This window comes from Streptomyces scabichelini, from assembly GCF_011045015.1.
GTDB classification, from domain to species: Bacteria; Actinomycetota; Actinomycetes; order Streptomycetales; family Streptomycetaceae; genus Streptomyces; species Streptomyces scabichelini.
The window spans coordinates 1-13,859 of sequence record NZ_JAAKZY010000257.1 but is presented as its reverse complement, the minus strand read 5'-3'; the positions used below and the strand labels follow the sequence as shown (position 1 = coordinate 13,859).

Sequence of the window (13,859 nt, the reverse complement as noted above, 5' to 3'; positions counted from 1 at the left end):
TTCGAGCCCTTCGAAGCCGCCCCCACCCCCCGCACCACCCGATGCGCACAAGCCGCCGCCAGCAGCTCACCCAGCAGGTCCGGGTCGTCGATCTCCAGGCCGAGCAGGGACTCGATGCGTTCCAGACGCTGGTAGAGGGACTGCCGGCCGATGTGGAGGAGGGTGGCCGTGCGGGTCGGGGAGCAGCCGTGGCGGAGGTGGACCTCCAGGGTGCGGACCAGGTCGCTGGGGTGAGCCGCCTCCCAGGCCAGCAGAGGGCCCAGGGCGTGCTGGACCAGGCGGGCGAGGCGGTCGCGGTTGGCGTCGACGCCGCCTCGGGTGAGCTCGCGTTCCAGGGCGAGGGCACGGGCGGACGTCACCGACGGGCCCTGGTCGTCGCCGGGTTCGGCCGCGGGTACGGTCAGCGCCAGCTCCAGCGTCGTACGGGCCGCCCGCAGCGTCTCGCTCCAGCGCAGCCAGCCGCTGCCCGCCACCACCGCATGGCCGACCGCCACGGTCAGCCCCGGCTCGGCCGTGGCCCGGAACGCCTCCTGCACCGCGCGCACCGGATCCCGCGTGCTCCCGGGCCGCGCCTCCGCGCCGGGCGACAGCGCGAGCAGCGCCAGTACGTCGCCGGGGAACGCGGCCCGCAGCGCGCCCGTCCCGGCGAGACGGCGCACTGCCCGTTCGACCGCCGTCAGTGCCGTGTGCTGGGGCCCGTGCACCGAGACCCCGAGCAGGTGCGCGCCCGGCGCCGGGTGGAAGTCCGCGAGGGCCGCACGGGCCTCGACCTCCGGCTGGTTGAGTGCCTGGCCGTCCGCGAGGTCCGCGAGCAGGGCCGCCGTGTGGTCCGCGCCCCAGGGACGTACGGCACGGCCCGAAAGGCCGCGTGCCACGATCGCCCGGTTCGCCGCCTCCGTGATGCGTACGAAGGGGACGACGCGCCGCAACGCGACCAGCGGAAGCCCCAGGAGGCGGGCCTCGTCCGTGACCTCGTCCGGCATGCGCGGCAGGGAGCGGCCCACCTCGACGGCGAGCCCTGCGGCACCTCGGGCGGCCAGTTCGCGGACGTACCGCCGTCGGGACGGGACGTCCGCGTCCGTCAGCCCGAAACCGTTGGTCAGCAGCAGTTCGCCGCCGTCGAGGAAGTTCGCGCCCTCGTACACCTCGCTGGAGTGCACCCAGCGGACGGGGCGGTCCAACGAGCCCTCTCCCGCGAGGAGTTCGGGCTCCGCCGAGCGGACGGAGTCGAGGGCCAGGATCTCGCGGAGGGTGAATGCGGGCACGGGGACCTCCAGGGGCGCGGACAGGGCGCTGACAGTTCGTCCGGCTGTGGGCTGCCCGGAGAGTACTTTCCGCACGTTGCCCTCGTGTTTCGACCACAGGAGAGTGGAGTCATGGAGCGCTTGGATCAGGCACTGGATGTGGATCAGGCACAGGCACGCGCGTGGCTCGCCACCGCCGTCGAGGAGGCGCGGGCGGGGCTCGCCGAGGGCGGCATCCCGATCGGGGCGGCCCTGTACGGGGCCGACGGGAAGCTCCTCGGCCGCGGGCACAACCGGCGCGTCCAGGACGACGACCCGTCGATGCACGCGGAGACCGCGGCTTTCCGTAATGCGGGCCGGCAGCGGACGTACCGCGGTACGACGATGGTGACCACCCTCTCGCCCTGCTGGTACTGCTCCGGCCTGGTGCGGCAGTTCGGCATCTCCCGGGTGGTGATCGGCGAGGCGACGACGTTCCACGGCGGCCACGACTGGCTGGCCGGACACGGCGTGGAGATCGTCCTGCTGGACGACCCGGAGTGCACCGACCTGATGCGCGACTTCATCAAGAACAACCCGGCTCTGTGGAACGAGGACATCGGTGACTGACCCGCGTATCCCCACGATCGATCTGCGCCCCTGGCTCTCCGGCGACCCCGCGGCCCGCAAGGAGATCGCCCGCACGGTCGACGAGGCCCTGCAGACGGCCGGGTTCCTGCTCGTGACGGGGCACGGCGTCGACCCGGAGCTCCGGACGGCGATCAGGGACTCCGCCCGCGCCTTCTTCCGGCTGCCCGCCGAGACCAAGCAGCCGTACGCCGCCCAGGTCGGCGGCCGCGGCTGGCTCGGCCCCGGCGCGGAGGCCAACGGCTACTCGGAGGGTACGGAGACCCCGCCGGACCTGAAGGAGTCGCTGACGTTCGCGACGCACGAGCCCTTCGAGGACCCGGTCGTGAACGAGGAGTGGTACGCGCCGAACGTGTGGCCCGCGGAAGTGCCGAAACTCCAGGAGCTGTGCGAGGAATATCTGGCGAGCATGGCCGAGTTGGAGAACCAACTCCTTGCCCTCCTCGGCGAGGCCCTCGGCCTGGAACTGGACTTCTTCACGAAGCACATGGACCATCCCACCTACGGCTTTAACATCAACTGGTATCCGGGTACGGAGGTCATCGGCGAGCCGGAACCCGGCCAGTTCCGCATCGGCCCCCACACCGACTTCGGCACGGTCACGATCCTCGACCGGCAGGCCGGCAAGGGTGGCTTGCAGGTCTACACGGACGACGGCGGCTGGGAGGACGCACCCTTCGACCCGGACGCCTTCACCATCAACATCGGTGACCTGATGGCCCGTTGGACCGGCGACCGCTGGCGCTCCGGCCGCCACCGGGTCCTCCCGCCGCCCGCGGACGCGCCCGCCGAGGAGCTGATGTCGCTGGTCTACTTCGGCGAGTGCACGCCCGGGACGCTCGTGGAGTCGGTGCCGGCGCCGGTGGGACGGGTGGCGTACGAGGCTGTGGACTCGCACGCGTACCTGCGGGAGAAGCTGGACTCGATCAGCGTCGGCTGATCACTGTCAGCTCATGCCGGGCGTATCGAAAGTGCGTGGTGGAAGATGTCGCGGGGGTCCCACTTCGCCTTGATCCGCTGGAGCCGGGGGTAGTTGTCCCTGAAGTAGAGCGTGTGCCAGGGGGCGCCGGTGTTCCAGTCGGGGTCGGCGAGGTCGTTGTCCGGGTAGTTGATGAACGCGCCGTCGGCGGCCGCGGGGACGCCGCCGGTGTCGGCGTACAGGTCACGGTAGAGCTCACGCAGCCAGGTCAGGTGCCGGGCGTCGTCCCGGGGGTCCTCCCAGCCGTTGGCGTAGAACATCTTCATGATCGTGTCGCGGTGCGGTGTCGCGGTCGCGTCCGGGGCCACCGTGTTGACCTTGCCGCCGAAGGTGTAGAGGCTCAGGCTCCCGCCCGGGTGGTCGTAGTCGGACCGGGTGAGGTAGTGGTGCAGGACCTCGATCTGCCGGTCGGTCAGGCGTCGCCGCAGATACCCCGACTTGACCTTCAGCCGGTAGACGGGACCCGGATCACCCGGCGAGCCGGCCAGGGCCGCGGCCAGCCAAGCCTGGTTCCTCACCGTGCGCACCGGCTGGACCGCAACGCCCTCGGTGATCGCGGTGAGGTGGTCGTCCAGCAGCCGCTGGGCTCCGGAATCCGCGGCCACCTGGCCGATCAGGCCGACCGTGCCCAACGGGCGGCGGTTGAGCTGGAGTTCGCTGTAGAGCGCGAGATAGGGCGAGTCCGGGGCGCTGTGCCGTTCGACCCACTCACCGTGGTTGCGCACAATCCGTGCGAAGGACGCCTTGTCGAGCTTCTGCCAGTCCCAGTCGACCGAGAAGCTCAGCACTCCGGCGGGCGGCGCGGGCAGCAGCCCGGAAGGGTCGTCACCGTGCGCGCCGGGTGACCTGAACCAGTAGCGCGTGACGATTCCGAAGCTGCCGCCTCCGCCGCCGGTGTGCGCCCACCACAGGTCCCGGTTCGGATCCGACCGCTCTCGGGTGGCCACCACGCTGCGCGCCCTGCCCTCGCGGTCCACGACCACCACTTCGACGCCGTACAGGTGGTCGACGGCCAGGCCCAGCAGCCGGGACAGCGGGCCGAAGCCGCCACCCAGGACGTGCCCGCCGGCGCCCACCGTGGGACACCAGCCGGCGGGGATGGTCACCCCCCACCCCAGATACAGCTTCCGGTACACCTCGCCCAGCAGCGCCCCGGCCTCCACGGCGAAGGCACGGCGGCCGGGATCGTAGGACACGGCCGTCATGGCGGCGGTGTCGATGACCACCTCCACCGCCGGATCGGCGACGAAGTTCTCGAAGCCGTGGCCGCCGCTGCGGACGGTGACCCGCCGGCCGCTGTCCACCGCCTCCTGCACGGCCCGTACGACATGCTCGGTCGTGCCCACCACCCACACGTGCTCGGGCTTGCCCTCGAACCGCCGGTTGTAGCCCCGGGAGGCCAGGGACCGGAAGCGCGGATCACCTTGCCCGACCCTGGACGGGCCGGGCGGCGGAAGACACGGTGCCGTGGCCGCCTCCGCGGCCGTGGACGCGGAACCGGACCCCGACCCGGACCCGGATGCTGCCATGGCGGCGCTGGCACCTGTCCCTGCGGCGACGGCCCCCGCCGCCGTCGCGGCCAGGCCGCCCCGCAGGACGTTCCTTCTGCTGAACTCGTTCACCGAGATTCCCCCTCGTTCCAGGTGGCCAATAGACAGCAAACCTAGGCAGCAGAAGGGGAACAGGCAGTCGTCCCAGCACCACCAACCCGGTGGTGCTGGCACCCCGAAGTGTCAGTCGGCCATGCCGCCGGCGAACGGCATCGTCTGCCATTGCTCGACGGCCGGCTTGAGGTACTCCGCCAGCTCGGGCAGTTGTGGCACGAGCGTGAAGGTGGCGATGACCCGCAGCATCCCCACGGCGTTCACGAACCTCAGGACATCCTCGTTCAACGGCCTCATGCCGCCCCGCCGCGCACCTCGGTTGTAGGCGGATTCGGCGTCGGGCCCGAGAGCGGCCAGGTCCCACTCGACGGGGCCCAGCGTGACGAGCTCGAAGTCGGAGTAGAGGTCCCCGTCCACCCCGGAGAAGATGTTCGCGGGCGGGCAGTCGCCGTGGATGGGCTGGAGGTCGATCCCCGGGAACGCTTCTTCGAACGCCGTGCGTGAGCGCACGAGAGGTTCCAGGATCTGCCACTCGCGGCGTGCGCGGTCCAGCTCGCTCGCACCGACGAGGTCGGGGAACTCTTCGAGCAGAGCAAGGCTTTCCGCAATGAACTGCGGGTCGGCTGCGGACAGAAACGACAGACGGCCCGGGTATGCGCGCATCGCAGCGTGCAGGTCAGCAGTGCTTTCGGAGTTCGCCACATAGTCGGGTTCTTTGTCCCGGTCCTCCTCGACGAACTGCCAGAACGTCATCGAGAACCCGTCGCGCTGGACCGGTTCCCGTGGCACTAAAGGGCTGGGAGGGATCACGGGGGTTCCCTGGTCGGCGAGCCACCGTGTCACGTCCAGTTCCGCCTGTTGGCGGCGCGCAAGGGAATCGAGGCCTTCGCTCTGCGGCAGGACGATGGGAATCCGGGCCACGACCGGTGAGGGCGCAAGGTGGACCACGACGGAGAAAACGTTGTGGAGCACCGTGGCATCAGCCACGGTGAGTCCGAGATCGCGCCCTGCTCCGACAGCCGCGTCGACTGCGGCGGAGGTGCGGTGGGCGACGTCTTGTGGTGTCACGAAATCGGTCATGGCTCAGTCGTTCCCATCGTTTGGTTGCGGTGAATTTCTGACTGTCGGGCAGGTCAAGGCGGGCAGCCGGTTTCCCGGCCGGGGTCAGCGTCTGCGGCCGCCGCGCAGCTCCAGCCGCTCCCCCGGGAAGCGCTCGCGGAAGCCGCGGTCGTGCGAGACCACGACCACCGCCCCCGGGTACGCCACGAGCGCCGCCTCCAGGTCCTCGACCAGGTCGAGCGCGACGTGGTTCGTCGGCTCGTCGAGTACGAGAAGGTCCGCGGGCCGGGTCACCAGGCTCGCGATCTGCAGTCGCCGCTGCTGCCCCGCGGACAGCGCCGCGACCGGGACGTGCAGGTCCTCCTCACGGAACAGGCCCAGCGACAGCAGCTGTCCGGCGTACTCCTCCGGCAGCCCGGGCCGTCCGGCCGCGAAGGCGGCGAGCAGCGGAAGCCTCGTGGAGCGCGCGGGCAGCTCCTGCGCCAGGTATCCGGTCCGGGCGAAGTGGCGTACCGCGCCCGTCTCCGGCTCCAGGTCGCCCGCCAGGACGCGCAGCAGTGTCGTCTTGCCCGCCCCGTTCTCGCCCGTGACCAGCAGCCGCTGCCCGGGCGTGATCGTCAGCAGCCCGTCAAGACGCAGCCGCTCACCGACCGTCACGCCGTCGAGCTCGACGAGCGGACGGTCGACGAGATGCTCTCCGTCCGCCGCCGTCAACGCCGCCGTGAAGCGCAGCGGTTCCGGCGGCGCCGCCACCGGGTTGCGCCGCAGGTGGGCCAGCCGTTCGCGGGCCGCGCGCACCTGTCCGCCGAGCTTCGCCTCGTGCGAGCGGCGGTGCTTGCCGAAGCCCTGCTGCGGGTCCTTGCCGGTGGTGGCCAGCCGCTTCCCGGCGGCGTCGAGCAGCTCTTCGGTACGGGCCACCTCCTGGAGCCAGTCCGCGTACTCCTGCTCAGCGCGGCGCCGGGCGGCGGCCTTCGCGGCGCGGTAGCCGGCCCAGCCGTCGCCGTACCGGTGCACCGTGCGCGCATCCCGGTCGACCTCCAGGATCGTGGTGGCGATGCGCTCCAGGAAGCCGCGGTCGTGCGTGACTGCGACGACAGTGCCGCGGTGCGCGCGCAGCTGTTCCTCGAGCCAGCGCACGGCCGCCGCGTCGAGGTGGTTCGTCGGCTCGTCGAGGAGCAGCAGCTCGGGGGAGGCGGCCAGTACGCAGGCGAGCGCGAGCCGCGACTGTTCGCCGCCGGAGAGCGAGCCCAGCACGCGGTCGCGGGTGATCCCGGCGAGCCCGAGCCCGTGCATGGCGGCATCCACGCGAGCGTCCGCCTCGTATCCGCCTCGGTCCTCGTACGCGATCAACAGCTCGCCGTACGCGGCGAGTTCGTCCTCCGACGCCTCGCCGAGACGCTCCTCCGCCGTGCGCAGCCGCCGCTCCATGTCGCGCAGTTCGGCGAGGGCGAGGTCGACGGCGTCCTGCACGGTGCAGCCCGGGTCGAGGTCGAGGGTCTGGGTGAGATGGCCGGTGCCGCCGGGGAAGCCGACGGTGATCTCCCCGGCGTCCGGCATCTCGGCCGCGGCGAGCAGTCGCAGCAGGGTGGACTTGCCGGAGCCGTTCTCGCCGATGACGGCGGCCTTCTCACCTGGGCGGACAGTGAAGGTGACCTGGTCGAGGACGGTCCGGGTGCCGTAGGACTTGGTGACGTTCTTGACGGACAGCTGTGCCACGGCGGCGGGCACAGCTGTATGGGCGCGTTCGCGCATGTGACTTTCCCTGGGGGTGCGAGATGTCTACGGGCAGCAGAAACGGCGGCGGCCGTGCCCGGACTCAGAGAAAGCAGAAGAAAGCCATGCATGCACTGTAGCAAGACGATGCGTATCGTCTCTACTCGATTTCTATTCGACTTCTACTCGCGTCTCACGAAGTCTGCGGTCCGGAAACAAGCAGGCATCTGTCAGCGCAGGACAAGCAGGACCGCCAGCGCGATGAGCAGGGAGTCGATCCGGTCGAGCAGGCCGCCGGAGCCGGGTAGCCAGTGGCCGGCGTCCTTCGTCTGCGCACCTCTTTTGATCATGGACTCGAGAAGGTCGCCGACCGGGCCACCGACCGCCACGGCAACCGCCATCGGCCAGCTCAGCGCGGACAGCACGGCGAGCGCGCCGAGGCCGGCCGCGGCCCCGGCCAGGGTCCCGCTCCACCGCTTGGCCGGTGACAGCGGTGACAGCCGCGGCCCGCCCAGCCGCTGACCGGCGAAGTAGGCCACGATGTCGGCGACCGAGACCGCCACGAAGAGCGCGAGCGCGCTCGCTCCGAGCGGCACCAGCGCGGCCAGGACACTCAGCCAGGCCAGCCCGAGCAGGCCGGCGCCGAGCCGGTACTGGCCGTGGTCGGCGTCGCCGGCAAGGAGCGGCACCGCGGCCACCGCGAGCGCCCCGATCGCGACCACCCGCAGCACCTGGCCGGGCGCCAGCCAGGCGGCCAGCACCACGCCTGCCACCGCCGCGGCCAGCACCACCCGGTCTGCCCGGCCCAGCCGCATCAGCCCGCCGAACTCCAGCACCGCGATCAGCCCGACCACGATGGCGAGGGCCGCGGCCCCCGGGCGGCCCCACCAGAACGCACCGGTGACCAGGGGCACGCCGACCGCCCAGGCGCACCAGCGGATCAGCAGCTCGCGGCGCCGGGACACCGCCACCGCGACGCCGCTCAGCGCCAGCGCCCCACCGAGGTAGGGCGCCAGGGATGCCACGGTGATCACCGGGCGGATCCGGAGCGCAGCGGAGCGGCGGGAGCGCCCGCAGGCGTCGAAGCGAGCGAGTCCGAACCCGGCACCGGACCCGGCGTCGAACCCGGCCGCAGCACTTCAAGGGCGGCCTGACACGCGGCCACGATGCGCGCGTTCTCGGCGGTGTCCTTGACCGCGATGCGCACGGTGCGCCCCTGGTACTCCGGCGACAACGGCGACAGGTCGCGCAGGTACACATCGTGGCGGCGGCACTCGTGCACCAGTTGTGCGGCACTCGGACCGCCGGACGGCAGGATCACGGTGAGGAAGTTCGCCACGGTCTCCTCGACCACCATGGTCTCGTCAAGACCGGCCAGGTCGGCGGCCAGTTGCCGACGCAGCGCGTGGGTGCGACGCCAGCGGTCGCTGTAGTACTCCGGGTCGCGCAGGGCCGCCACCGCGGCCAGCTGTGCCGGCAGGCTGACCGGCCAGGGCGGCGTCCATCGGCGCAGTTGCGCCGCGGTGTTGGGCTCTGCCACGAGGTAAGCGGCCCGCATCCCGGACAGCGCATACATCTTGGACAGTGAGGTGCAGACGACCACCCGCGGGTCCGTCACGGCGAGGCCGGCCAGCGACTCGGTCAGGTCGACATAGCCCAGGTACGCCTCGTCGATCCACCAGCGTGTCCGGGCCGGCGCGGCGGCGATCAGCGAGCGCAGTTCCGCGGCCGGCGCGTGGCGTCCGGTCGGGTTGTTCGGGTTGACCACCACCACGAGGTCGTAGTGACCGGAGGCGACGGCGGCGGACAGCCGGTCCGGGTCGATCCGCCAGCCGTCTTCGCGGCGCAACCGGAACCGGTCCACCCGGCATCCGATCACCCTCTCCGTGACGTGGGCGTACTCGCCATAGCCCGGGTCCAGCAGAAGCACCCTGCTCTCCGGCGTCAGCCACCGGCCGAACGCCCTGAAGATCAAGTCGGATGAACCGGCGCCGACCGCGAGCGTCTCCGCCGGCAGTCCCCGGGCCGTGGCGATTTCCGCGAGCAGGCCCTCGGCGCCGGTCGGCGGCGACGTCCGGGCGGCCCAGGCCGGATCCTCCGCGAGCGCCGCCCGCACCCCGGGGGCCGGCGCGAACCAGGCGTCCAGCACATCGGCCGCCACCACCCGATGGCGCCGGTGCAGACTACGGAAGTCCGTACCGATGGCGGCGAACGAGGCGCCGCCGTGTTCGCAGCCGTCCGGCCCCGGTGCGAACGTCATGTCAAGCCGCCAGTCCACCTCGGACCCCAGACGCTCCAGCGTCGTGCCGTACCGGTCCGTGGCCAGCTTCGTCAGCTCGGTCACGCTGCCGGTCAGCACCTCGAACGTCAACGCTCCGCTGTGGACGGTCCGGCCGACCGGGCGCAGACCGACGGCCAGGTACATGTCGAGCAGCTCGGTGCGCCCCATCGCCGCCACCCGGCGACCGCCCCGGGCGGCGATCCAGCGCAGCGCCGCGTACATCAGCAGCGGCGCGGCAGCCGTGGCCCGCCAGCGCGGCTCGACCGTGAGGATGCGCACCTCGAACAGATCGCTCAGATCGCTCAGATCGCTCAGATCGTTTTCGTTCAGCAGCGGCAGCTCGTCGCGGCTCAGATACTTGTCCAGCGCGTACCGCCCCACCCAGGGCGGAGTCAGACTGACGAAGCCGATGCGGGCCGCACCTCGCGCCGCGACCAGGTAGACGTTGTCGCCGTCCAGCCCGTCGCGAAGCCGTCCGGCCGGATCCGGCGCATGCTGGCCCAGCTCCTCCGCATACACCCGGTGACGCAGTTCGTGAATCCACTCGAGATCTTCCGCAGTAGCAACACGCAGCTGCAGGTCACGGCCCATAGGCACCTCTCTCGACGCGTGAGGGCTCCATCCTGGAGGCCACAGACCGGCCGCGTCAGGGCCAAGCGACGCAGTCGCCTGAGTACGCGTACTCAGGCGCGACCGTCCCCCGAGTGCTCGTCCCAACTCGTCTCAAGAGGACGACCTCCTCTCAAGAGGACGACCGTCTCAAGAGGACGACGCGGCGTACGCCTTCTCGTCCCTCTCTTCCTCTTCTCGGGTCTCCCCGGGGGCCGGGGCTTTCTTCGGTGGTTTCGTGGGCCATGGGTGGGGCCGTTTCCGGGAGGCGAGGTCCTCGGTCCAGCCGACCGCCAGGATCGCGGCCCCGATCAGCGGCCAGACCAGCAGGAACAGCAACCAGTCCAAGCCCAGCGGCAGATGCTGCGCCAGGAACGGCACCTGCCACATCCGGTCGGTCAGCCATACGGCGAGGATCAGCGCGACCTCGTGCCACAAGTAGATCGTGACGGCACGGTTGTTGAAGAGACGGACCAGTCCGTCGACCCACGGCAACCGGCGGAGGGAGCGCGGCCGAAACCGCATGAGGAGGAGGACGAAACCCAGCGACCACAGGGCCTGGCCGAGCGGCATCGAGCCCAGGTCGTAGCCCTCATCCGTGGGGTGCGTGAACGTGAACCAGCCGCCGGCCGCCAGCAGCAGGGCCGATGCCGCGCAGACGGTACGGGCGCGCAGCGCGTCCAGCGAACCGTCCTGGTGGGCGAAGCCGAGCAGCCAGCAGGCACCGAAGACGCCGAGGTCGGTGAGGGCCGACCCGACGAGGACCGGCAGGTCCCACAGCTCGTACTGGCTGATCGCGGCCAGCGCCAGGAAGCCCCCGAGGAGAGGGAGCGGAGCGCGCCGCCAGACCCACAGCAGGACGGGGGACAGCAGCACGAACCACAGGTAGGCGCGGATGTACCAGAGCGTCCCGGTCAGCTGCTCGCCCCACTCACTGCCCGGCGGATCGCCCAGCGGCAGCACCCACAGCAGCAGCCGGGGCAGCTGTACGGGACTCCAGCCGCGCACCAGCATCCAGCAGAGCGCGACGGCGGCGAACACCCAGAACGGGATGAGCAGGCGCCGCATCCTGCCCCGGATCACGGAGAGCGCGGGCCTGTTGAGCGAGCGCGCCATGAGTGAGCCGGCCAGCGCGAACATCACCCCGAGCGAGGGGAAGACGAGCGTCAGCCAGGCCCAGCCGAAGGTGTGGTACGTGACGACGCGGAGCAGGGCGAGGGAGCGGAGGAGGTCGAGGTAGCGGTCGCGTCCGGCGGGGCGGGCCGGGGGCGTGGACGGTGCCGAGCCCGCGGTCCTCTGCTCCGGGATGCTGCCGAGCGTGGTCGTCGGCGCGGGCCCGCTGCCCTTCGCCATGACGCCGCCCTTCGCCGTGACGTCACCCTTCGCCTGGGCGCCGACCCTCGCCGGGGCGCCGCCCTTCGCCGTGACGTCACTCGCCGCCATGACGCGTGCGCCGACCTCCCCCGTCCTGCGCAGTTTCTGCCAGCGCAGCCGGCCGCCGCTGATCGCGGTGAGACAGGCCTGAATGAGCACCAGGTACATCAACTGCCGGTAGACCAGCTGCTGGAGGGGAAGCGCCCACAGTTCCCGCAGCCGTTCGCCGTCGAGGCGGAAGGCGTACGCGGCGCAGGCGGCCTGGATGCAGAGCACCGCGCACCACGCCAGGGCCGTACGCCCGGGGTCCATGAAGACGAGGCCGTAGAGGGCGAAGAGGTCGATGAGCGGGGCGAGCAGCGGGGTCAGCACCATGAAGACGGTGACCAGCGGCAGCCCGACCCGGCCGAAGCGCCCGGAGTGCCCGCGGTCGCGCAGCGCGCCGCGGTGCTTCCACATCGCCTGCATGGTGCCGTACGACCAGCGGTAGCGCTGGCGCCACAGCTCGCCGAGCGAACCCGGGGCCTCGGTGTGCGCGACCGCCTTCTCCTCGTACACCACCTGCCAGCCCGCCCGGTGCAGGGCCATGGTGATGTCGGTGTCCTCGGCGAGCGTGTCGTCGCTCATCCCCCCGGCCTGGTCGAGCGCCACGCGGCGGAACGCACCGATGGCGCCCGGGATGGTGGGCATGCAGCGCAGCAGGTCGTACATGCGGCGGTCGAGGTTGAAGCCCATCACGTACTCGATGTGCTGCCAACGCCCGATCATGGTGGTGCGGTTGCCGACCTTGGCGTTGCCCGCGACCGCGCCGACGGAGAGGTCGGCGAAGGGCTGCACGAGCCGGCGTACGGTGTCCGGCTCGAAGACCGTGTCGCCGTCCATCATCACGATCAGGTCGTGACTGGCGTGCGCGATCCCGGTGTTGAGGGCGGCGGCCTTGCCACTGTTGCGCTGGGTGAGGACCGTGACGTTCGGCAGGCCGAGCGCGGCGGCGATCTCGGGGGTGCCGTCGGTCGAACCGTCGTCGACCACGATGATCTCGATGGGATGGTCGCTCGCGGCGAGCGAGCGCACGGTGTCGGCGATGCACTCGCTCTCGTTGTACGCGGGGATGATCACGCTCACCGGTTCGGTGACCGCCTCGCCGTCTCCCCAGGTGAAGTCCGCTCCGCGGCGGGCCCGGGCATGGCGGCGGGCGAGGACGAGCATCGCCAGGAAACGGCCCAGCACCAGGACACCGACGACGGCGAGCAGACCGGCGAGCACGGGCAGCGCCCACTCAGAGAGGACCACGGCCGCCACGAAGGCCCGGCCCTGCCACAGCTTGGTGCCGGACACGGGCTGGTTCAGCGGGCCGGACCCGGCGGCCTCGGCGACGGTGGTGAACCGGTAGCCGCGCGCCTGGAGTTGGGGGATCATCCGGTCCAGCGCCTCGACGGTCTGGGAACGGTCGCCGCCCGAGTCGTGCAGCAGGACGATCGCCCCGTCGTCACCCTCGGGCACGGCCCCGTCGATGATCTTCTGGACCCCCGGCCGCTTCCAGTCCTCGCTGTCCTGGTCGATGAACGCGACGAGATAACCCTCCTCGCCGAGCCGCTCGACCACCGGCCAGGAGACGTTGTCGAGGGCCTCCGTCTTCGAGGAGTACGGCGGCCGGAAGAGCGAACTGTGGATCCCGGCCGCACCCGCCAGCGCGAGCTGCGCCTGCGCCAGTTCGCGGTCGATGCCCGCCGCGTCCTTGTACGCGAGGTCGGGGTGGCCGAAGGTGTGCAGCCCGATCTCGTGTCCGTCGTCCACCATGTCCTCGACGAGGCCCGGATGCCGCGACGTCATGGTGCCGGTGACGAAGAAACTGCCCGGGACCCGGTGTTTCCGCAGGACGTCGAGGACCTTCGGGGTCCAGGTCGGGTCCGGGCCGTCGTCGAAGGTCAGCACGATGGTGCGGTCGGGCGTGCTGTGGGCATGGGGCTGTTCGCCGGTGGCGTCGACGATCGGGCCGCCGTTGAGGACGTTCCGGGGTACGTCGCCGTCCGCGACCAGCGGATGGGTGCGGTGGTCGGCGGCGTAGTCACCACGTACGTAACCGCCGAGCATGAGGACGCAGACCAGCGCCAGCAGGACGAGTGAGGGAACGACGACGTGCGGACGCGGCCGCCGGGACGTCTGGGATATCTGGGATGTCCGTGGTGATGTCGACGTCGACCGGCGGCCAGTGAACAGGCGCGTCACCCAAGAACCCCGCCGAGGAGACCGTCCACCACGTCGGTGACCGGGTCCACGACCCCGTTCTCCACGCCGTCCACCACGTCGCCCACGCCGCCCCTGCCTTCGGGGGCGGAGGGGTTGGACGGGTCGGAGGGATCGGAGGG

At 71.3% G+C, this 13,859-nt stretch carries 8 protein-coding genes and 2 pseudogenes; 2 read left to right on the top strand and 8 right to left on the bottom strand.

What is annotated here, in order from left to right; translation table 11 throughout:
• Nucleotides 1–1,265: PucR family transcriptional regulator ligand-binding domain-containing protein (locus G5C60_RS44155; RefSeq protein WP_165268763.1), on the bottom strand; the 1,265-nt coding region annotated here is incomplete at its 3' end.
• Nucleotides 1,266–1,376: 111 nt separating this feature from the next.
• On the opposite strand from G5C60_RS44155, the gene G5C60_RS44150 reads away from it, so the two are divergent.
• Both G5C60_RS44150 and G5C60_RS44145 read left to right on the top strand, forming a co-directional pair.
• Nucleotides 1,377–1,853, top strand: coding sequence for a nucleoside deaminase (locus tag G5C60_RS44150; protein ID WP_165268761.1), 477 nt, complete (start codon nt 1,377–1,379; stop codon nt 1,851–1,853).
• Nucleotides 1,846–2,811 (top strand): isopenicillin N synthase family oxygenase, encoded by a 966-nt coding sequence (locus tag G5C60_RS44145; RefSeq protein WP_165268759.1) that lies wholly within the window; start codon nt 1,846–1,848, stop codon nt 2,809–2,811. The genes G5C60_RS44150 and G5C60_RS44145 overlap by 8 nt, the downstream gene beginning before the upstream one ends.
• An 11-nt stretch (nt 2,812–2,822) precedes the next feature.
• Here the strand turns inward: G5C60_RS44145 and G5C60_RS44140 are convergent, their stop codons facing one another.
• The 7 genes and pseudogenes from G5C60_RS44140 to G5C60_RS52765 all read right to left on the bottom strand — a co-directional run.
• Nucleotides 2,823–4,472 (bottom strand): FAD-binding protein, encoded by a 1,650-nt coding sequence (locus tag G5C60_RS44140; RefSeq protein WP_165268757.1) that lies wholly within the window; start codon nt 4,470–4,472, stop codon nt 2,823–2,825.
• 111 nt (nt 4,473–4,583) lie between these two features.
• A complete protein-coding gene (locus G5C60_RS44135) occupies nt 4,584–5,534 on the bottom strand; it encodes a phosphotransferase (protein WP_165268755.1) in 951 nt (316 codons plus the stop codon).
• Nucleotides 5,535–5,618: 84 nt separating this feature from the next.
• Nucleotides 5,619–7,265, bottom strand: coding sequence for a ribosomal protection-like ABC-F family protein (abc-f, locus tag G5C60_RS44130; RefSeq protein ID WP_165268753.1), 1,647 nt, complete (start codon nt 7,263–7,265; stop codon nt 5,619–5,621).
• A 191-nt stretch (nt 7,266–7,456) separates the two neighbouring features.
• Nucleotides 7,457–8,260: a phosphatidate cytidylyltransferase gene (locus G5C60_RS44125; RefSeq protein ID WP_338146101.1), complete on the bottom strand. Its 804-nt coding sequence runs from the start codon at nt 8,258–8,260 to the stop codon at nt 7,457–7,459.
• Entirely contained in the window at nt 8,257–10,098 is a 1,842-nt protein-coding gene (locus G5C60_RS44120) for a pyridoxal phosphate-dependent aminotransferase (protein ID WP_165268751.1), read from the bottom strand. The genes G5C60_RS44125 and G5C60_RS44120 overlap by 4 nt, the downstream gene beginning before the upstream one ends.
• Before the next feature lie 168 nt (nt 10,099–10,266).
• Nucleotides 10,267–11,298, bottom strand: a pseudogene (locus G5C60_RS52770) (acyltransferase family protein); the annotation flags it as partial.
• Between the two features lie 267 nt (nt 11,299–11,565).
• Nucleotides 11,566–13,584: pseudogene (locus tag G5C60_RS52765) on the bottom strand (bifunctional polysaccharide deacetylase/glycosyltransferase family 2 protein); the annotation flags it as partial.
• Nucleotides 13,585–13,859: the final 275 nt, after the last annotated feature.

Coding starts and splice junctions, on each gene's coding strand:
- abc-f (WP_165268753.1), bottom strand. CDS start 7,265: ATGCGCGAACGCGCCCATACAGCTGTGCCCGCCGCCGTGGCACAGCTG.
- G5C60_RS44150 (WP_165268761.1), top strand. CDS start 1,377: ATGGAGCGCTTGGATCAGGCACTGGATGTGGATCAGGCACAGGCACGC.
- G5C60_RS44120 (WP_165268751.1), bottom strand. CDS start 10,098: ATGGGCCGTGACCTGCAGCTGCGTGTTGCTACTGCGGAAGATCTCGAG.
- G5C60_RS44135 (WP_165268755.1), bottom strand. CDS start 5,534: ATGACCGATTTCGTGACACCACAAGACGTCGCCCACCGCACCTCCGCC.